The following is a 19,168-nucleotide window of genomic DNA, read 5'->3' on the forward strand; positions in this document are numbered from 1 at the left end:
GCTAGGCAGCCCCTACGACAATCTGCCGGGGTGCGCGGTCAGGCGCCCGGCTCGCCGACGTGCAGATCCGGCTCCCAGTCGTAGACGACGGCGGTCCGCAGCAGAATGTCCTGCAGCGACCGGCGCCGGCCGTCGACAGCCGCCCACAGCAACCCGAACCCGAACATCACGCACAGCACCGCGCGGAGAAGGGCGCGCAGCCAGCCGATCAGTTCACCGTTGCGGCTGACCACCCGCAGCCCCATGATCACGGCGCCGACGGTGCGGCCGCTCACCGCCCAGCACGCGGTCAGGTACAGCACGGCCACGCCGATGAACATGCTGACGGAGAGCAGGGCACTGGCGTCGGGAAACGTGAACTCCTGCGGGGAGAACAGCAACCGCACGAACAGTGCGCCCACGTAGATTCCGCCCATCACGGCCATGACGATCGCCAGATCGATGCCGCAGGCCAGACCCCGGGTGACGATCCCGGCGGCGCGATGCGCCGGGGCGCTCATGCATCGTCCGGTTCGTGCCCGCGCCCGAACAACTTGCCGACGAACCCGGCGACGGCGTCGTCGGCCTGCATGCCCTGGGTGCGCACCCCGCGGACCGCCTCGTTGGACATCGAGTCGGTCGATTCACGGATGATGCGCGGGAGGTCGACGCCCTCGATCACGGTGTCGGCGAGCACGACCAGGTCGACGCGTCCGATGACGGAATCCACATCGACGCGGTCGACGATCGCATCCACGTCGACCCGCGCGGCGACGGCGTCGATGTCGACGCGATCGAGGATCTGCGGAATGTCGACCCGGGCGGCGATCGCGTCCACGTCCACCCGGTCGATGATCCGCTGGATGTCGATTCCCTCGGCGACGACGTCGAGGTCGACGTGATCACGCACGATCGTCGTGAGGTCCACCTCCTGAAGAGCGACCTGCACGACCTTCCGCAGCACCGCGTGCAGCACCCGGTCCGCGAGTTCGTCGGCGCCGCGGAGTGTCTCGGTGCCGCGTTCCTCGAGGGTGACCAGAACGGGGTCGACTCCCGGCAGGCGTCGCGCCGTGTCGATGCCGAATCCGATCACGCGCTGCAGCGCGCCGCCGGCGCTCGCGGCGGCGCCGACCGCGAGGTGCAGCGGATCGGGGGCTCTCCTGCCGTCCATATTCGCTATCCAAGCCGGTCGACGCCGGGGCCGCACGGGTTCCCGCGAACTGGGTCACCCGCGAGGAGCGCCGGGGCCGTGCACGATTCGCGGGGCGGGCTGTCCGGACGCCCGCTGAGGGGCCCAGCCGGCGAGTTCGGTGAGCATCTCGGCGACCCGATCCGAGCACAGTGCGGGATCCGGGGCCGGTCCCAACCCGAGCGCCTCGACCACCAGAACGTTGCCCTGCGAGAGTCCGTGGACCCCGAGCGACCACCCGAAGTGACGGTTCCAGGCCAGGACCGCCTTCCGGCCGCGGTAGTAGGGGATCTCGCTGGAAAGGGTCACAACCACGTCGAACGCTGGGGTGAACCACCAGTCGACCGACAGGGCCTCCACCATCGTCGCGACGGAACCGACGTACTCACCGACATTCGCCGAGCTGGTGGCCCGGACCTGGCTGATGCTCATCTACAACCCACTCTCGACGTTCGCAGAAACCGAGCGGAAGAAGCCGGACGGCAGGTTCACACTCGAGTCATTCGTCACGAACCGCCGGGGGGACGGGTTCGGTCCGGATGGGCCGGAGGGTCGCGACGTGGCTTCCACTCCATCGTCGGGCTGCGCCGACCACCCGGGTAGGCACCCTGGGGTGGGGATGACACCACCCCGGCGGGCCCGTCGGCTAACGGATTCCGGTGCCGTACCGACAAGAGCAACGTACGGACCCGAAGGAGTAGTCGATGACCCACAGGTTCCTCACGATTCTCGCCGGAGCGGCCGCCGTCGCCGCGACGGTGGTCACCGTCAGCGCCGCACCCGCCCAGGCCGAACCCACGGCCGACTGTCACACCGCCACCACGCCCACGTCCGGCACCTCGCACTGCACGGCGCAGGACGTGCCCGCCGGCAGGACCGCCGTGCACATCGGGACGGTCGAGTGCTTCGGCCTGACGCCGCGGGCGATTCCCGGCCCCGGAGGTGTGTCGCACATTCCCTGGATCCAGGGCTACCGCCGCGACGGCGTGTGGGTTCCGGCCGGGACACCGTCCACCGGATCGTGCGTCGCCGGTTACGGCGCCCCGTGGTGGGAGGTCGGCGTCTCGACGGGCGCCTACACGACCTGCGGACTGCAAGAAGGGATCGTCACGTACGTCAGCGTCGCCTGCAATCCGATCCGCCCCCAGTAGGCACCGGTACGGCCAACGAAACGAGGCCACGAACTCCGTGGAGTTCGTGGCCTCGTTCTCGCGATTCCGAAGAATCGCCTGTGGTGGGCGAAGGGGGACTTGAACCCCCACGTCCCGAAGGACACTGGCACCTGAAGCCAGCGCGTCTGCCATTCCGCCACTCGCCCGAGCGACCCGGAAACATTAACACGAGGTCGCCAGAAATCACGATTCGTACAGGTCAGGACCCGAAACGGCGACAAAAACACCCGTCCAGGCAAAGACCGATATCATGCAAGGGCGTAGACCCGTGTCATGGCTCGAGGCAATGACAGTACCGTGGGATCCACGCATGGCAGTGGCGCGACACGGACGTGTCTTGTCACGGCTGCCGCGCACCGAGGACAGAAGGCCCGACCGACAGGCACCGTGAGGAGGTTCCGATGGGGATAGTTCAACGTTTCGAGCGGAAGCTCCAGGGAGCCGTGGGTGACGCGTTCGCCCGGGTCTTCGGCGGTGGTGTGGTGCCGCAGGAGGTGGAGGCCGCGCTTCAGCAGGAAGCCTCCGACCGGATCCAGCAACTGGACGGTGGGCACCTGCTCGCGCCGAACAGCTATGTCATCGCCATCAACAACTCGGACCACGAAGAACTTGCCGCCGACCGCGAGTTGACGGTCAAGGCCTTCGCCCGACACCTCGAAGACTTCATTCGCGACCAGGGCTGGCAGACGTATGGTCCCATTCATGTCGCGTTCGAACCGTCGCCGTCACTGCACACCGGGCAGTTCCGCACCCGGGGTTCGGTGGATCCGGACGCCGGCCGCCAGGGTGCGGCCACGCCGGGGCGACCCGAACCGCCACGCGGTCCCGCACCGCGACCACAGGCACCGTTTGTACCCGTCACGTCGAATCCAGGAGCTGGCCCCATGACGCAGAACTCAGGCTACGACCCCAGCCGCGAACCAGCGGGCAACCGCAATCCCGACCCGCAGTACGCGCGCAACGGTCATGCCCATGCGGGTCAGGACCAGCGGTACCCGCAGGGCTACCAGAACGGTTACGACCGCGGCGGCTACCAGCAGGGCGGCTACGACCAGCAGCAGTACCCCGACGACCAGCGCGGCGGGTACCCCCAGGATCAGGCCTACGGTCAGGCATACGACCAGGGCGCGCAGGCCCCCGGTTACGAGCAGCCCGCGGACGCCGGTTACGACTACCAGCAGGGCGGCTACCAGCAGGACTACCAGGGCGGCTACGACCAGCAGGCTCCCGCGCGCTACCCGGACGGCTCCTACGCCGACGCCGGCTACCAGCAGCCGCAGGGCTACGACCAGGGTTACGACCGCGGCGGCTACCAGCAGGGTGGCTACGACCAGCAGCAGTACGACCAGCAGGGGTACGCCGACTACGACCAGGGCGGCTACGGCCAGCAGGCGTACGCACCGGACGGGCACACGTTCACGGCGACCCTGCAGCTCGAGGACGGCAGCGGACGCCACTTCCAGCTGCGTGAGGGCAACAACATCATCGGCCGCGGCCAGGAGGCACAGTTCCGCCTGCCCGACACCGGTGTGTCGCGCCGCCACATCGACATTCGCTGGGACGGTCAGGTGGCGATGCTGTCCGACCTGGGCTCGACCAACGGCACCACCGTCAACGGTGCGCCGGTGCAGGACTGGCAGCTGGCCGACGGAGACATCATCCGGGCGGGTCATTCGGAGATCCTGGTCCGAATCCTCTGAGGCTCCACCGAGTTGGGACCCCGAAGACACATCGCCGAGACCCGAACCCGAACTCCCTCGCCGAGACACAACCGAGACGGCTTCGATACTGGACCGACATCGCGTCGGAGCCCGTGTCGGACGTAACACGGTGGGGACTCCGTATCGTTGTGGGCTGTCCGTATCCTGATCGCAGGGTGCGGGTTGCCCCTATGATGCTGCGAGAAAAAGACGCCGGAATCTCGACTGTTCCGGCCACAGAAGGAGGTGGACTGCCGTGCAAGGTTTGATTCTGCAACTCACACGAGCAGGTTTCCTGCTCCTGCTGTGGCTGTTCGTCTGGACCGTCCTGCGGGCGTTGCGTGGCGACATCTACGCCGGCTCCGGCGTCCGTGTGCCGCCCCGATATTCGCGCAGCGGCAATGTTCTGCCGTCGCTGGGGAAGACGAAGACGGCCAAGTATCTGGTGGTGACGCAGGGCGGCCTCGCCGGCACGCGCATCACTCTCGGCACTCAGCCCGTCCTCATCGGCCGGGCCGACGACTCCACGCTCGTCCTCACCGACGACTACGCATCCACCCGCCACGCTCGGCTCTCCCCGCGAGGCGCCGACTGGTACGTCGAAGACCTCGGCTCGACCAACGGCACGTACCTGGATCGCGCCAAGGTCACCACATCTGTCCGCGTGCCGCTCGGTACCCCCGTACGGGTCGGCAAAACGGTAATCGAGTTGCGCCCGTGACCCTCGTACTCCGCTATGCCGCCCGCAGCGATCGTGGCCTCGTCCGTTCCAACAACGAAGATTCGGTGTACGCCGGGGCCCGCCTGCTGGCGCTCGCGGACGGCATGGGCGGTCACGCGGCCGGTGAGGTCGCGTCGCAGTTGATGATCGCGGCCCTCGCGCATCTCGACGACGACGAGCCCGGCGAAGACCTGCTCGGCAAGCTGGAGGCCGCCACCCGCGAGGGCAACGACACCATCGCCGATCACGTCGAGGAAGACCCCGAACTCGACGGCATGGGCACCACGCTCACCGCAATCCTGTTCTCCGGCAACAAGCTCGGGCTGGTCCACATCGGCGACTCCCGCGCCTACCTGCTCCGCGACGACTCCCTCGCACAGATCACCCGGGACGACACGTTCGTGCAGTCGCTGGTCGACGAGGGCCGGATCACCGCCGAGCAGGCGCACACCCACCCGCAGCGCTCGCTCATCATGCGCGCCCTCACCGGCAACGAGATCGAACCGACGCTGACGGTCCGCGAGGCCCGCGCCGGCGACCGCTATCTGCTGTGCTCCGACGGACTGTCGGACGTGGTCAGCGACGAGACCATCGAGAACACGATGCGGGAGGGCTCGCAGGACGAGTGCGCCGACCGGCTCATCGAACTCGCCCTGCGCAGCGGCGGCCCGGACAACGTGACGGTCGTCGTCGCCGACGTCATCGACCTCGACTACGGGCAGAGTCATCCCATCGTGGCCGGTGCCGCCTCCGCCGACGACGAGGAGGACGCGCCGCCACCCAACACGGCTGCGGGACGTGCCGCGGCGATGCGTCCGCCGCGTGCGACGCCGAAGCGGGTGGTCCCGCAGGTCGAGGAACCGCCGACGAAGAAGAAGCGTCACCGCATGTGGTGGGCTGCGCTCGCGCTCGGTCTGATCGTCGTGGTCGCCGTCGCTGCCTTCGTGGGGCGGGCTCTGGTCCGCAACAACTACTACGTCGGCGCCGACGGCGAACGCGTCACCGTGCTGCGCGGAGTTCCCGGTTCGGTGCTCGGTTACTCGCTACAGGAGGCGAACCTGGTCGGCTGTGTCAGCGACTCCGGCGACCTGACGTTGATGTCGCCCACCGAGGCACCGAACGGGTGCACCATCCTCGAGGTCGACGACCTCCAGCCGTCCGCCCGTGAACAGGTGCGTGCCGGGCTGCCCTCGGGCAAGCTCGACGACGTCCGCAACCAGATGACGCGGCTCGCGCAGAACGATCTGCTTCCGGTCTGCGAGTCGGAGTCGGCCACCACGACGACGACCACCCCGGCACCGAGTCCAGTTCCGACGCCGGCACCCGCGCCCGTCCCGGAGACCACGGCGCCCGCGCCCGCACCCGCTCCCGCTCCCCCGGCAGCGTTGCCGGCACCGGAGACACCTGCACCCCAGACCCCGACCGCCACCCCGGCGCCGACCGTGACCCAGGTTCCCGGTCAGAACTGCAGGACGGCTAGCTGATGTCGGTCGCAAGTGCATCACCGGGGGCGCAGTTTCCCAGTCCACCCGGCGGGTTCGCGCCAGCCCCCGTGCAGTCGACGCGCCGGGGCACCGAGCTGATCCTGATCGGTTTCGCGATCCTGATCACCACGATCTCGCTGGTGCTGGTGGAGGCCAGCCAGGAACAGAGCATCACCTGGGACCTCGCCAAGTACGCCGCCGCCTACTCGGCGCTGTTCCTGATCGCGCATCTCGCGGTGCGCCGGTTCGCGCCGTACGCCGACCCCCTGATCCTGCCGATCGTCGCGCTGCTCAACGGACTCGGCCTGGTGCTGATCCACCGGCTCGACCTCGCCGACGCACAGTCCGCCGCCTACTTCGGGCTGCCCGTCCCGTCGCCGGACGCCAACCAGCAGGTGCTGTGGACGACGCTGGCCATCGCCGGTTTCGTGGCCGTGCTGGTGCTGCTCAAGGACTACCGCCTCCTCGCCCGCTACAGCTACACCCTGGGCCTCGCCGGACTGGTGTTCCTCGCCATCCCGGCGATCCTGCCGTCGAGCTTCTCCGAGGTGAACGGCGCGAAGATCTGGATCCGCCTCCCCGGCTTCAGCATTCAGCCCGGCGAGTTCGCGAAGATCCTTCTGATCATCTTCTTCGCCTCCGTCCTCGTCGCGAAGCGCGACCTGTTCACCACCGCGGGCAAGCACGTGTTCGGCATCGACCTTCCCCGTGCCCGCGACCTCGGGCCCATCCTCGTCGCGTGGATGGTGTCGGTGGGTGTGCTGGTGCTGGAGAAGGACCTCGGCACGTCGCTGCTGCTGTTCAGCACCGTGCTCGTGATGCTCTACATCGCCACCGAACGCGTCGGATGGCTGCTCATCGGTGTCGGACTGCTCGGCATCGGTTTCTTCTTCGCGTACCAGTTGTTCGGCCACGTCCGGGTCCGGGTCAGCACCTGGCTCGACCCGCTGGCCGACTACAACAACACCGGCTACCAGATCTCGCAGTCGCTGTTCGGGCTCGCGACCGGTGGCGTCGCGGGGACGGGGCTCGGCAGCGGCAGGCCCGCCCAGGTGCCGTTCGCGAAGACCGACTTCATCGTCGCGACGATCGGCGAGGAACTCGGACTCATCGGTCTCGCCGCCGTCCTGATGCTGTTCCTGATCCTCGTCATCCGCGGCCTGCGCACCGCACTCGCCGTCCGCGACAGCTTCGGCAAGCTCCTCGCCGCCGGTCTGTCGTTCACGATCGCGGTGCAGGTGTTCGTGGTGGTCGGCGGCGTCACCAAACTGATCCCCCTCACCGGTCTGACCACGCCGTTCATGTCGTACGGTGGGTCGTCCCTGCTCGCCAACTACCTCCTGCTCGCGATCCTCATCAAGATCTCCGACGCTGCCCGTGAGCCGGCCGTCCCGAAGAAGAAGGGCCCCGCACCCATCGCCGACGCCCCGACCGAGATGGTGCCGCGCTCATGAACACACCGCTGCGTCGTGTCGCGATCGCCGTCATGGTGATGGTGGTCGCCCTCCTCGCCAACGCCACCTACGTCCAGGTCATCAAGGCGGACAACCTGCGGGCCGATCCGCGGAACTCGCGCGTGCTGCTCGACGAGTACTCGCGTCAGCGCGGCCAGATCTCGGCCGCCGGGCAGGTGCTCGCGGCATCCGTGCCGACCGACGACCGCTACAAGTACCTGCGCACCTACCCGCCGAACCCGGCGGCGCCGTCGAGCCCGCTGGCCAACGCACCGGTCACCGGTTTCTACTCCATGCAGTACGGCAGCACCGGACTCGAGCGGTCCGAGGACCCGGTCCTCAACGGTTCCGACAACCGGCTGTTCGGGCGTCGCTTCTTCGACCTCGTGTCCGGACGCGACCCGCGCGGCGGCAACGTGGTGAGCACCATCAACCCGGTGATGCAGCAGGTGGCGTACGACGAACTGACCGCGAAGGGCTACACCGGTTCGGTCGTGGCGATCGAGCCGAGCACCGGACGCATCCTCACGATGGTGAGCACCCCGAGCTACGACCCCAACTCGCTCGCTAGCCACGACGGCACCGAGACGACGCAGGCGTGGGAGGCCCTGAACGCCGACCCGGAGAAGCCGCTGATCAACCGCGCGGTGTCGCAGACGTACCCGCCCGGTTCCACGTTCAAGGTGGTGGTCACCGCCGCCGCGCTCGCCGCCGGAACCACCCCCGACACCCAGCTGACCGCGGCCCCGCAGATCACCCTTCCCGGCACGTCGACGACGCTCGAGAACTACAACGGCTCCACGTGTGGCGGCGCACCCACCGCGTCGCTGCGGGAGGCGTTCGCGCGGTCCTGCAACACGGCGTTCGTCGAACTCGGTATCAAGACCGGAGCCGACGCAGTCGGCGACCAGGCCAGTGCACTCGGCATCGGCGGGCAGATGCCCGGCGTCCCGTTCCCCGTCGCCGACAGCACCATCGGGTCGATCCCCGACGACGCCGCGCTCGGCCAGAGCAGCATCGGCCAGCGTGACGTGGCGCTCACCCCGCTGCAGAACGCGATGATCGCGGCTACCGTCGCCAACGGTGGAGTGCGCATGCAACCACAGCTGGTGTCGGAACTGCAGGGCCCGGACCTGTCCAACCTCGCGACCACCAACCCGGTGTCCGAAGGCCAGGCGATGTCGTCCCAGGTGGCGGCTACCCTGACCGATCTGATGATCGGTTCCGAGAACAACACCAGCGGCGAGGGCAAGATCCCGGGCGTCCAGATCGCGTCCAAGACGGGCACCGCCGAGCACGGAACCGACCCACGGAACACCCCGCCCCACGCCTGGTACATCGGATTCGCACCCGCCCAGAACCCGACCGTGGCCATCGCGGTCATCGTCGAGGACGGCGGAGATCGTGCACTGGCCGCAACCGGCGGCTCGGTGGCTGCACCTATCGGCCGTGCCGTCATCGCAGCCGGACTACAAGGGGGCTGATTGTGGCACTGAACAACGGCGCGCTGATCGCCAATCGATACCGCCTGATCCGGCTCATCGCCACGGGCGGAATGGGACAGGTCTGGGAAGCGACCGACAACCGGCTCAACCGTCGTGTCGCGGTGAAGGTTCTGAAGTCCGAGTTCTCTTCCGACCCGGAGTTCGTCGAACGGTTCCGCTTCGAGGCGCGCACCACCGCGCAGCTGAACCATTCCGGCATCGCCGGGATCTACGACTACGGCGAGGTCCGCGACGCCACTGGCGACTCCACCGCCTACCTGGTGATGGAACTCGTCAACGGTGAGCCGCTCAACGCCGTCCTCGCGCGGGTGGGCCGTCTCGCGGTGCCGCACGCACTGGACATGCTCGAGCAGACCGGGCGGGCGCTGCAGGTGGCGCACGACGCCGGAGTCGTGCACCGCGACGTGAAACCGGGCAACATCCTGATCACCCCCACCGGTCAGGTGAAGATCACCGACTTCGGCATCGCCAAGGCCGTGGAGAACTCGCCGGTCACGCGCACCGGCATGGTGATGGGCACCGCCCAGTACATCGCCCCCGAGCAGGCGCTCGGCCAGGACGCGACCGCGGCCAGCGACGTGTACTCTCTCGGCATCGTCGGCTACGAAGCGCTGTCGGGACGGCGCCCGTTCATCGGCGACGGGGCCATCACGGTGGCGATGAAGCACGTGCAGGAGGCGCCGGCACCGTTGCCGAACGACCTGCCGCCGAACATCCGCGAGCTCATCGACATCACGATCGCGAAGGATCCGAGCACCCGCTACGCCAGCGGCGGAGAGTTCGCCGACGCGGTCGCGGCGGTCCGGGCCGGCAGGCGGCCTCCGCCGCCGGGTGTGTCGGGCACGGGGGCGGCGCGGGTGCTGCCCCCGCCGATGACCGGTGCGACCCAGATGATGCCGCCTTCGCAGACCGCGTACGCGGGACCGGTCACCGGGCAGGTGCCGCCGGACGACGCGAACGGTGACGGCAAGAAAGGCGGGTTGACCAGCGGCCAGAAGGCCGTGGCCTGGGGTGCAGGTGGTTTGATCCTGCTGGCGGCGATCATCGCGCTCGCACTCGTCCTGTTCGACGGTGGTGACACGAAGGACCCGACGTCGCCTGCGATCACATCCTCGCTGCGGACGATCACGACGACACCGCGGCCGACGACCACGACGACGACCGAGGAAGAGACGTACACCACCGAGCCGACGTACACGACGACGACCACCCCGCCGCCGCCGACCACGACGACCACCACCCAGCCGCCGACCACGACGACGACAGAGCCGACGACGACTACCACCACGACCACCACCGCACCCACGACGACGACCACGACGACCACGTCGGAGGAGTCAACTACTCCGACCCCACAAGGACAGCCATGACGACACCGCGCAACCTCTCCTCACGCTACGAGCTGGGTGAGATTCTCGGCTTCGGTGGCATGTCCGAGGTCCACCTCGCCCGGGACGTCCGGCTCAGCCGCGATGTCGCGATCAAGGTCCTGCGTGCCGACCTGGCCCGCGACCCCACGTTCTACCTGCGGTTCCGCCGCGAGGCGCAGAACGCGGCGGCGCTGAACCATCCGGCGATCGTGGCCGTCTACGACACCGGCGAGGCGGAAACCGACGCGGGACCGCTGCCGTACATCGTGATGGAGTACGTCGACGGCGACACGTTGCGGGACATCGTGCGCGGCGAGGGTCCGATGGCGCCGCGCCGGGCGATGGAAGTCATTTCGGACGTGTGCGCGGCGCTCGACTTCAGCCACCGAAACGGCATCGTGCACCGTGACGTGAAGCCCGCCAACGTGATGATCAACCGTGCGGGCGCGGTGAAGGTGATGGACTTCGGCATCGCGCGGGCGATCTCCGACGCGTCCAGCCCCATGACGCAGACGGCCGCCGTGATCGGCACCGCCCAGTACCTCTCGCCCGAGCAGGCGCGCGGCGAGCAGGTCGACGCCCGGTCGGACGTGTACTCGCTCGGTTGCGTGCTGTTCGAGATCCTCACCGGCGAACCCCCGTTCAAGGGTGATTCCCCGGTCGCGGTCGCGTACCAGCACGTGCGGGAGGACCCGCAGACGCCGTCCGTGGTCAACCCGGACATTCCGCGTGAGCTCGACTCGGTGATCCTCAAGGCGATGAGCAAGAACCCCGCCAACCGCTACCAGACCGCCGCGGACATGCGCAGCGACCTGGTCCGGGTTCTCGGCGGGCAGCGCCCCAGCGCGCCGATGGTCATGAGCGACGAGGACCGCACCACGATCCTCGGTGCCGTCGACTCCGGCGCCGGACACTACCGGCGTCCGCAGACCGCCACCCAGGCGACGGCGACGAAGACGGACGGCGGCGAACCCGACAAGAAGAAGAACCCGATGCGGCTGGCACTGATGGCGCTGGGCGCCCTCATCGTCGTCGGCATCGTCGGCGCGTTCCTGTGGTCCGTGGGCCCGGGCTCGAAGGCTGATCAGGTGACCATGCCGGACGTCACGAACCAGGCGGCCGACGACGCCGAGACCACGCTGCAGAACCTCGGCTTCCGCGTCTCCCGTCAGCAGAAACCCGACGCCGTCGTGGCGACCGGCAACGTCATCACCACCCGGCCCGTCGGCGGTGTGCAGGTGGACGAGGGCAGCACGATCACCCTCGAGGTGTCGTCGGGCCCCGAACAGGTGAAGGTCCCGCGGCTCGCGGGTCTGACCCAGCAGGAAGCCCAGCAGGAACTGAACGCGGTCGGTCTGCGGCTCGACACCGCCGTCGCCCGCGCACCGTCCGACGCCTCCGACGTCGACAAGGTGATCCAGCAGAACCCGTCCTCCGGCGCGAGCATCTCCCTCGACTCCGAGGTCGCCGTCACGCTGGGCACCGGACCCGAGCAGATCCGCATCCCCGACGTCACCGGCCAGAAGGTCGAGGTCGCGCAGGCGAACATCGAGGGCGCCGGCTTCAAGGTGCAGATCCAGAACATCGATTCCGGTGTGCCCAAGGGACAGGTCGTCTCCACCGATCCCGTCGGCGGCTCCACCGCCGCCAAGGGCGACACCATCCAGATCCGGGTGTCGAACGGCAACAACATCGAGATGCCCGACCTGACGGGCAAGACGGTGTCGCAGGCACTCGCAGAGCTGCGCAGCGCCGGCTGGAGCGGGTCGTCGGCCTCGCTGAATCAGACGCAGACGTCCACGCTGGACCCGGAGATGGTCGGCAAGATCATCAGCCAGGAACAGCCGCCGGGATCGGAAATCACCAAGAACGCTGTCGTCTCGGTCGGTGTCGGCGCGCTCGGCATCCCGCGGTAGGCGGCTCCGCCGCCCGTGCGTGGTTGAGGAGTCTCTGGACTCGTCAACCACTCACGGGTGCTATGCGCCCAATGCCTGCGCGACCTCGGCTTCGAGGGTGGCGACGAGGGATTCCTTGGGGGCGTCGCCGCAGACGGTGAGCCAGTTGGCAAGCATCCGGTGCCCGCCCTCGGTGAGCACCGACTCCGGGTGGAACTGGACGCCGTGGATCGGCAGTTCCCGGTGCCGCATCGCCATGACGATGCCACTGTCGGTGTGCGCGGTGACCTCGAGTTCGTCCGGGATGGTGTCTTCCAGGACGGTCAGCGAGTGGTAGCGCGTGGCGGTGAACGGGTCGGGCAGACCCGCGAGAACACCCTCGCCGGTGTGGTGGACGATGCTGGTCTTGCCGTGCAGGAGTTCGGGCGCCCTGTCGACGGTCGCGCCGAACGCGGCGCCGATCGCCTGGTGTCCGAGGCACACCCCGAGTAGCGGCGTGCCGGCCGCGGCGCATGCCGTGACCAGGTCCATCGTCGCTCCGGCGCGCTGCGGTGTGCCGGGGCCGGGGCTCAGGAGAATGCCGTCGAACTCGGCCGCTGCGGCCGCGATCGCGTCGGGCCCGGTGAGGTTCGGATCGTCGTTGCGCCAGACCACTGCCCGGGTTCCCAGCTGTCCGAGGTACTGGACCAGGTTGAACACGAAGCTGTCGTAGTTGTCGACGACGAGAATCCTCATGGGAGCAGGGTATTCTGCTCGCCCCGAGCCCCGCACGGCCGGGGACCGTTCACGTCAGTGGCCCGCGTACCCGGGCACGGACAATTGGCCGGACGCGGCCTCCGAGTAGCCGAGGCCGAATCGCGTCGCGTACTGCTTGAACACCCGGATTCCGGGTTCGTTGGCGAGTGCCGCCTCCAGTCGCGCCGGATCCCCGATCGCCGACATCACGTACGGCGGGCTGTAGGTGCGGCCGTGCAGCAGCAGCGTGTTGCCGATGCAGCGCGGCGCGGACGTGTTGACGATCCGCTGGTCCTGCATGCCGACGGCCTCGGCGCCGCCCACCCACAGCGCGTTCAGCACACTCTGGACGTCCTGCTGGTGGACGACGAGATCGTCCGGCGACGCGTCGACGGGGTACTTGCCGTCCGCGTCGCGGGGGGCGTCGGTGAGTGTGACGGTGACACCGGGGCCGGTCATCGGTGTGAGTCCGGCATCGGTGGCGAGCGCTTTGCTGTCGGCGAGCGCCTGCGCGACGCCACTGTCGGACGCCGCCGCGTCCTGCTGCAGCGACTCCACCTGCGCCGCCAGGTTGTCGCGGGTCTCGGCCACCTGATCGGTCTCGGACTGTGCGTTCCGCACGAGGTCGGACAACCGGGTGGAATCACCGGCACGAATCTCGTTGCCGTGCGACACCTGGCGGGTGGTGGCCACCAGCAGGCCGGCCACGAGACACACCACCAGCACCGCGATCCGCCAGAAGATCGACCTGGTCACCGGTGTTTCCGTCCCCTCGTCCTCGCCGCGCGAATCGCGGCTACGTTAGCGTGTACACACGCAGGTATTTCCGAATCTACCTGCCCACATTCCCGCAGAGCCGCACGAACGAGGACGTCATGCCGAAGTCGAAGGTCCGAAAGAAGACCGATTACACCATCAACCCTGCGAGCCGCACCCCGGTGAAGGTGAAGGCAGGCCCCTCGAGCACCCTGTACGTCTCGGTGATGCTCGGGTTCATGCTGGTCGGCCTGGTGTGGCTGCTCGTCTACTACCTGGCCGCCGACCAGCTCGAGTGGATGAACAACCTCGGTGCCTACAACTTCCTCATCGGATTCGGCTTCATGGTGGTCGGGCTGATCATGACAATGCGCTGGCGTTGACGATCACAATTACACGTATGTCATTCATCCCCAATGTGGACAACGCCTGTGGATAGCCGCAGGTCGAGTGCCGATGTCTGCTGACGAGGCACCGCTGGAGTGGTCGACGCCGCTCGGTGCGGTGATCGCTCTGGCCGCGGGCGGGCTCGTGTTGGGGGTCGCGGGACTGTCGGTGTCGATCGAGCCGGCGGGCCGTGTCCTCGTATGCGTCGCCGCCCTCGGGCTGCTGCTGACCGCCGCGTCGGCGCTCCGGCAGCGCCCGCGCCTGGCCGTCGACAAGGAGGGCGGCGGCATCGTGGTGCACCGGCTGACGGGCCGCCACGGGTACACCCGTTCGCAGATCGACCGGGCGCGTCTGGTGCGGTACCCACGGCTGGGCCGTCGGGTGCCGATGCTCGAGATCGACGTCCGCACCGAGGACGGCACCGAACGCCTCCTGATCTTCGGCCGCTGGGATCTCGGCACCAATCCGGAGGACGTGTTCGATGCCCTCGCGGTGCACCGTCTGGTGGGCCGGGGTCAGTAGCCGAAGCTCGCGCGGAGCTGCAGGGTGCGCACCGCGATGACGGCGAGCGGCACCAGCACCACGACGCCGAGGCAGACCCAGCCGACGGTGACGGCCTTCTCCCGGTTGTTCCCGGCGCCCAGCAGCTGAGGCCCGTAGAGGATCGCCGCAGTGGCCGCGGCTCCGGCGACCAGGCCGCCGAGATGCCCCCACAGTGAGATGCCGGGGATGGTGATGCTGATGATCACGTTGATGGCGATCACCGAGATCACCGGCGCCGGACTGCGTCGCAGCCTCAGGAGGATGACCGCCTGCGCGCCCATCAGCCCGAAGACGGCGCCCGACGCACCCGCGGTGACCGCGTGCAGCTGGAACAGCATCACCGCGGCGGAACCGCCGAGGATCGACGCGAAGTACACGAAGGCGTAGCGGGCGCGGCCGAGGACCAGTTCGGTGTCGCGGCCGATGATCCACAGCGCGAACATGTTGACGGCCAGGTGGATGAGACCGAAGTGCAGGAATCCGCTGCCGATCACGCGGACGAACTGACCGTCCACGACAGCGGGTGGGAACAGCGCCCAGTCGGCGAAGAGCGTCGATCCCGCCTGGTTCTGCATGATGCTGCGGGACTGCGCCGCGGTGATCAGGAAGATGCCGACGTTCGCGGCCATCAGGATGTACGTCACCAGCGGCACCGCACGCTGCGTGGTCACGGCGCCTGCGACGTTGCGGACCGCGCGGACGTCACGCTGCCCGGCGGCGACACAGTCGACGCACTGGTAGCCGACTGCGGCTTCACGCAGGCATTCGGGACACGCGGGGCGACCGCACCGATTGCACGACAGTGCAGTGGGGCGATCGGGGTGGCGGACGCACCGCGGCTGGGGCGGAGTGCCCTCGTTCGCGGCACCGCCCCAGCCGGGGTTGGTCATGTGCTGCGGTTCCCTACGCGATGGTGACGCTGTTGATCACGACCGGCTCGAGCGGACGGTCCGCGCGATCGGTGGCCGTGGTCGAGATGGCGTCGACGACCTTCTTCGACTCCTCGTCGACGACCTCACCGAAGATGGTGTGGCGACGGTTGAGGTGCGGCGTCGGGCCGGTGGTGATGAAGAACTGCGAACCGTTGGTTCCCGGGCCCGCGTTGGCCATGGCCAGGATGTAGGCGCGGTCGAACTGCAGTTCCGGGTGGAACTCGTCGCCGAACTTGTAGCCCGGGCCGCCGGCGCCGGTGCCGGTGGGGTCGCCACCCTGGATCATGAATCCGTCGATGACGCGGTGGAAGACGGCGCCGTCGTAGAACGGTCCGGAGTCGGTGCCACCGGCGTTGGCGGTGCTGTAGTCCTTCGAACCGTCGGCCAGGCCGACGAAGTTCTCGACGGTCTTGGGCGCGTGGTTGCCGAACAGCGCGATCTTGATGTCGCCGCGGTTGGTGTGCAGCGTTGCGGTTGCGGTCTGATGAGGTGAAGTCACACCACCATGTTGCCATTGTGCGGTTCCGCGTGGTTCCGCCGCCGTGACTCGAGTACTTCGGATCGGTTCGTGCCGCCGGTTCTTGTGACAAAGTGGGGTCATGACACGAGCGACGGAGTCCCTCACGCACCTGCTTCCGACCGAACGCGCCGAGCACCTGCAGGAGCAGGTGTCCGAACGAGTCGAGACCGCGCTGGCCCACGTCGAGGATTCGGCTGTTCGGGTCAAGGAATCCGAGGCTGTCGATCAGGCCCTGCGCTGCGCGCGCTCGGCTGCGCTCGCCGCGGCCCGCGGCGCCGGGCAGGTCAGTGTGTTCCTCGGCAGGCAGGGGGCGTCGCTGGCGAAGAAGGGGTACGAACGCGCCCGGACCGCACCGGTGAAAGAGGTCGCCCAGGACGTCATTCGTCCCCTCACCTCGACTGTTGCGCCGGTCGAGGAGAAGAAGTCGCGGAAGGGCCGTCGCGTCGCGATCATCGTGCTGATCGGTGCCGCTGTCGCCGGGGGCGCGGTGTTCTTCAAGAGCCGCCGCCGGGAGCAGCCGCGGGTGGCGTCCGCTCCCCCGAACCTGAGCGATATCGACAGCGCGGACACGCAGGAGGCCACGCCGCCGACGGCGACGAAGCCCCTCGCGGCCAACTGATCCGTCCTCCCCGACCGGCAGGGCGCGCGCTCGTGCGGTGTCGTCTGGCGTGCGGTCATGTCTTCGTTTCACGGCTTGTACCAGGGGTATCCCGCTGGTAGATGCGCACCAGCGCGAGGATCCGTTCCGAGGAGCAGACATGGCCGCCACACGTATCGCCCACCGCATCGCCGTCGTCGCGTTTCCGCTCGCCGCCACCGCGGCCCTGCTCACGGCCGGGCCCGCCGGCGCCGACCCACCCCACCCCTTCGGCGGACCGGCCCTCACCATCGGATGTCCGAACCAGGGCAGTCTGATGTCGTTGACGGCGCTCACCGGGCAGTCCGGACCGGAGGCGGTCCCGCCGATCGCCGACGGCGACATCCGGTTCGAGTCGCACCCCGCCGCGCCACCGATCCCGGCGGCCGCGCAGGTCACCGTCGCCTGGGTCAACACCGACAGCGGACGTTCGGGGATCGTGAACCTCGGCGGCGTCTACCCGTTCCTGTCCGCGACGGTGAACACCGGCGTCGGGAACGTGGTGGCCACGGCGTTCGGGTCGATCAACTTCGGCAGCAGCCCGATCTGCCAGGCGAACCCGGCCATCGGAACGTTCATTGCGTGAATTCGGCTGTGTGGCAGCCGAACCGGCGACGGTAATCGCCGGGCGCGAGGCCGACCACCCGGTTGAAGTGGTGGCGCAGCAGCGCACCGGAACCGAATCCGGTGCGTCTCGAGATCGCCTCGAGACCGAGGTCGGTGCCCTCGAGTAGCTGCCGCGCGTAGAGCACGCGCTGCGTCGTCAGCCACTTCACCGGGGTGGTGCCCGTCTCGGCCGCGAACTTGCGCGCGAACGTCCGCGTCGACATGGACGAGCGGGCCGCGAGCTCGTCGATCGTGTGCGGCAACTCGAGGTTTTCGCTCATCCACGCCATCGTTTCGCTCAGGCTGTCCGACGTGCACGCGACCACCGGCTGCTCGATGAACTGCCGCTGCCCGCCGTCGCGTTGTGGCGGCACGACCATCCGGCGGGCGATCGTGTTGGCCACCGTGGAACCGAGCTCCCGGCGCACCACGTGCAGGCAGGCGTCGATGCCCGCCGCGGTGCCTGCGCTGGTGACGAGGTTGCCCTCGTCGACGAACAGGACGTCGGGGTCGACCACCGCGGTCGGGAACCGGGCGGCCAGTTCCTCGACGTACCCCCAGTGAGTGGTGCACTTGCGCCCGTCCAGCAGTCCCGCCTCGCCGAGCAGGAACGCACCGGAGCACAGGCTGAGGACCGTGGCACCGGCCTCCGCGGCCGCGCGCACGGCGTCGAGCGCCTCGTCCGGAAAGCCGGACTGCGCCCCCGGCGGCGGGACCACGACGAGATCCGCGTCGCGCAGCGAGTCCAGCCCGTACTCGGCGGAGAGCGTCAGCCCCGGGGTGATCGATGCGAGTGGTTCGCCGGGGCAGATCCCGCAGATCCGGAAATCGAATGCCGGCACCCCGTGTTCGGTGCGGTCGATTCCGAACACCTCGCAGACCACACCGAACTCGAACATCGACACCCGGTCGAGGAGGAGTGTCGCGACCTTGGAGATCATGCCCCCAGTCTAGTTGGCGATATCTTGCCGGACCATGTCGAAACGGTCAGTCATTCGCGGACTGCGCCGCAGATCGACACGAGCGCGCGGGCCAGCGTCGCCTGATGCAGTGCGTCGAGGCGCTGTTCGGCCGCCACCGCGACCGCGGCGTCGACGAGAGCGGGCACGCAGCCCGGACCCGCGAGCAGATCCTCCTGCTCACGCAACTGCAGGAGGATGTCCGTGTTCTGGCGGTCGATGATGGGACGGACCTGCGTCAGGTCGGGCCGGACGGTCGGCGCCGCGCCCGGCGCGACACTCCACCAGGAGAACAGCGCGCGCTGCACAACCTTGTTGGCCTCGATCTGATCCCGGAAGATCTGCTGCACCCGCGGCGCGCTGAGGCCCTCGTCGGCGGCCTGGGTGGCGACCGCGCCCAGCACCTGCGCCTCGCGCGCGGGATCGTCGATCGGCGACGGCGTGCCCCACTTGGCGGCCGCGACCGTGTCCGCCGTGGCGAGGCGCAGCGACACCGCCAGGGCGATCGGTTGCAGCGGGCGGGTCTGCGCATTCGCGGGCGCGGCACCGGCCGCCGTCAGCATTCCGAGCATCGCCGCGGCCAGGACCGCTCGGCGGGCGAGTGCGGGCCGGGCCGTCGTCATG

The 19,168-nt window shown here is 68.7% G+C and carries 21 protein-coding genes and 1 tRNA gene; 12 read left to right on the top strand and 10 right to left on the bottom strand.

Features of this window, described 5'->3' with window-relative positions:
• Nucleotides 1-38: 38 nt before the first annotated feature.
• The 3 genes from BLV94_RS27350 to BLV94_RS27360 are packed head-to-tail and all read right to left on the bottom strand — an operon-like array spanning nt 39 to nt 1,600.
• Entirely contained in the window at nt 39-500 is a 462-nt protein-coding gene (locus BLV94_RS27350) for an RDD family protein (RefSeq protein WP_072942794.1), read from the bottom strand.
• Nucleotides 497-1,150, bottom strand: coding sequence for a hypothetical protein (locus BLV94_RS27355; protein ID WP_072942792.1), 654 nt, complete (start codon nt 1,148-1,150; stop codon nt 497-499). Before BLV94_RS27355 ends, BLV94_RS27350 begins: the two co-directional genes overlap by 4 nt.
• 54 nt (nt 1,151-1,204) lie before the next feature.
• Nucleotides 1,205-1,600, bottom strand: a complete 396-nt coding sequence (locus BLV94_RS27360; protein ID WP_072942790.1) for a DUF6292 family protein — start codon at nt 1,598-1,600, stop codon at nt 1,205-1,207.
• 272 nt (nt 1,601-1,872) lie between these two features.
• Between BLV94_RS27360 and BLV94_RS27365 the strand changes: the two genes are divergently transcribed.
• The gene (locus BLV94_RS27365; RefSeq protein ID WP_072942788.1) at nt 1,873-2,319 is read left to right on the top strand and encodes a hypothetical protein; all 447 of its coding nucleotides are present in this window, start codon (nt 1,873-1,875) and stop codon (nt 2,317-2,319) included.
• Nucleotides 2,320-2,400: 81 nt separating this feature from the next.
• Here BLV94_RS27365 and BLV94_RS27370 read toward each other — a convergent pair.
• Nucleotides 2,401-2,486: transfer RNA gene (locus tag BLV94_RS27370), tRNA-Leu, on the bottom strand.
• A gap of 255 nt (nt 2,487-2,741) precedes the next feature.
• On the opposite strand from BLV94_RS27370, the gene BLV94_RS27375 reads away from it, so the two are divergent.
• From BLV94_RS27375 to pknB, 7 genes are all read left to right on the top strand, one after another.
• A complete protein-coding gene (locus BLV94_RS27375; RefSeq protein WP_072942786.1) occupies nt 2,742-4,040 on the top strand; it encodes a DUF3662 and FHA domain-containing protein in 1,299 nt (432 codons plus the stop codon).
• 256 nt (nt 4,041-4,296) lie between these two features.
• Nucleotides 4,297-4,761, top strand: a complete 465-nt coding sequence (locus tag BLV94_RS27385; RefSeq protein WP_005249074.1) for an FHA domain-containing protein FhaB/FipA — start codon at nt 4,297-4,299, stop codon at nt 4,759-4,761.
• A complete protein-coding gene (locus BLV94_RS27390) occupies nt 4,758-6,245 on the top strand; it encodes a PP2C family protein-serine/threonine phosphatase (protein ID WP_072942784.1) in 1,488 nt (495 codons plus the stop codon). Before BLV94_RS27385 ends, BLV94_RS27390 begins: the two co-directional genes overlap by 4 nt.
• The gene (locus tag BLV94_RS27395; protein ID WP_009476773.1) at nt 6,245-7,699 is read left to right on the top strand and encodes an FtsW/RodA/SpoVE family cell cycle protein; all 1,455 of its coding nucleotides are present in this window, start codon (nt 6,245-6,247) and stop codon (nt 7,697-7,699) included. Before BLV94_RS27390 ends, BLV94_RS27395 begins: the two co-directional genes overlap by 1 nt.
• Nucleotides 7,696-9,183, top strand: a complete 1,488-nt coding sequence (locus BLV94_RS27400; RefSeq protein WP_072942782.1) for a penicillin-binding transpeptidase domain-containing protein — start codon at nt 7,696-7,698, stop codon at nt 9,181-9,183. Before BLV94_RS27395 ends, BLV94_RS27400 begins: the two co-directional genes overlap by 4 nt.
• A 2-nt stretch (nt 9,184-9,185) precedes the next feature.
• Complete coding sequence (locus tag BLV94_RS27405) at nt 9,186-10,574, top strand: serine/threonine-protein kinase (protein ID WP_072942781.1); 1,389 nt, start codon at nt 9,186-9,188, stop codon at nt 10,572-10,574.
• Nucleotides 10,571-12,490 carry a Stk1 family PASTA domain-containing Ser/Thr kinase gene (gene pknB, locus BLV94_RS27410; protein WP_072942779.1) on the top strand — a complete coding sequence of 640 codons (1,920 nt, stop codon included), beginning with the start codon at nt 10,571-10,573 and terminating at the stop codon, nt 12,488-12,490. Before BLV94_RS27405 ends, pknB begins: the two co-directional genes overlap by 4 nt.
• 60 nt (nt 12,491-12,550) lie before the next feature.
• Here the strand turns inward: pknB and BLV94_RS27415 are convergent, their stop codons facing one another.
• Both BLV94_RS27415 and BLV94_RS27420 read right to left on the bottom strand, forming a co-directional pair.
• On the bottom strand, nt 12,551-13,204 hold the full coding sequence (locus BLV94_RS27415) for an aminodeoxychorismate/anthranilate synthase component II (protein ID WP_072942778.1): 654 nt from the start codon (nt 13,202-13,204) through the stop codon (nt 12,551-12,553).
• 54 nt (nt 13,205-13,258) lie between these two features.
• A complete protein-coding gene (locus tag BLV94_RS27420) occupies nt 13,259-13,960 on the bottom strand; it encodes a DUF881 domain-containing protein (protein WP_072942777.1) in 702 nt (233 codons plus the stop codon).
• A 119-nt stretch (nt 13,961-14,079) separates the two neighbouring features.
• Here BLV94_RS27420 and crgA point away from each other — a divergent pair, with 119 nt between their 5' ends.
• On the top strand, nt 14,080-14,343 hold the full coding sequence (crgA, locus tag BLV94_RS27425) for a cell division protein CrgA (RefSeq protein ID WP_005249082.1): 264 nt from the start codon (nt 14,080-14,082) through the stop codon (nt 14,341-14,343).
• A 67-nt stretch (nt 14,344-14,410) separates the two neighbouring features.
• The gene (locus BLV94_RS27430) at nt 14,411-14,869 is read left to right on the top strand and encodes a PH domain-containing protein (RefSeq protein WP_083395680.1); all 459 of its coding nucleotides are present in this window, start codon (nt 14,411-14,413) and stop codon (nt 14,867-14,869) included.
• On the opposite strand, the gene BLV94_RS27435 is transcribed toward BLV94_RS27430, so the two are convergent.
• Nucleotides 14,863-15,780, bottom strand: coding sequence for a rhomboid family intramembrane serine protease (locus BLV94_RS27435; protein ID WP_072942775.1), 918 nt, complete (start codon nt 15,778-15,780; stop codon nt 14,863-14,865). The genes BLV94_RS27430 and BLV94_RS27435 overlap by 7 nt on opposite strands.
• A gap of 13 nt (nt 15,781-15,793) precedes the next feature.
• Nucleotides 15,794-16,321 carry a peptidylprolyl isomerase gene (locus BLV94_RS27440; protein ID WP_025431550.1) on the bottom strand — a complete coding sequence of 176 codons (528 nt, stop codon included), beginning with the start codon at nt 16,319-16,321 and terminating at the stop codon, nt 15,794-15,796.
• 100 nt (nt 16,322-16,421) lie between these two features.
• Between BLV94_RS27440 and BLV94_RS27445 the strand changes: the two genes are divergently transcribed.
• Nucleotides 16,422-16,961, top strand: a complete 540-nt coding sequence (locus BLV94_RS27445) for a hypothetical protein (RefSeq protein ID WP_072942774.1) — start codon at nt 16,422-16,424, stop codon at nt 16,959-16,961.
• A 139-nt stretch (nt 16,962-17,100) separates the two neighbouring features.
• A complete protein-coding gene (locus tag BLV94_RS27450) occupies nt 17,101-17,565 on the top strand; it encodes a hypothetical protein (protein WP_072942773.1) in 465 nt (154 codons plus the stop codon).
• On the opposite strand, the gene BLV94_RS27455 is transcribed toward BLV94_RS27450, so the two are convergent.
• Nucleotides 17,555-18,526, bottom strand: coding sequence for a helix-turn-helix domain-containing protein (locus BLV94_RS27455; protein WP_072942772.1), 972 nt, complete (start codon nt 18,524-18,526; stop codon nt 17,555-17,557). The genes BLV94_RS27450 and BLV94_RS27455 overlap by 11 nt on opposite strands.
• A 50-nt stretch (nt 18,527-18,576) precedes the next feature.
• Nucleotides 18,577-19,167, bottom strand: a complete 591-nt coding sequence (locus BLV94_RS27460) for a chorismate mutase (protein ID WP_072942771.1) — start codon at nt 19,165-19,167, stop codon at nt 18,577-18,579.
• Nucleotide 19,168: the final 1 nt, after the last annotated feature.

Source organism: Rhodococcus koreensis, assembly GCF_900105905.1.
GTDB classification, from domain to species: Bacteria; Actinomycetota; Actinomycetes; order Mycobacteriales; family Mycobacteriaceae; genus Rhodococcus_F; species Rhodococcus_F koreensis.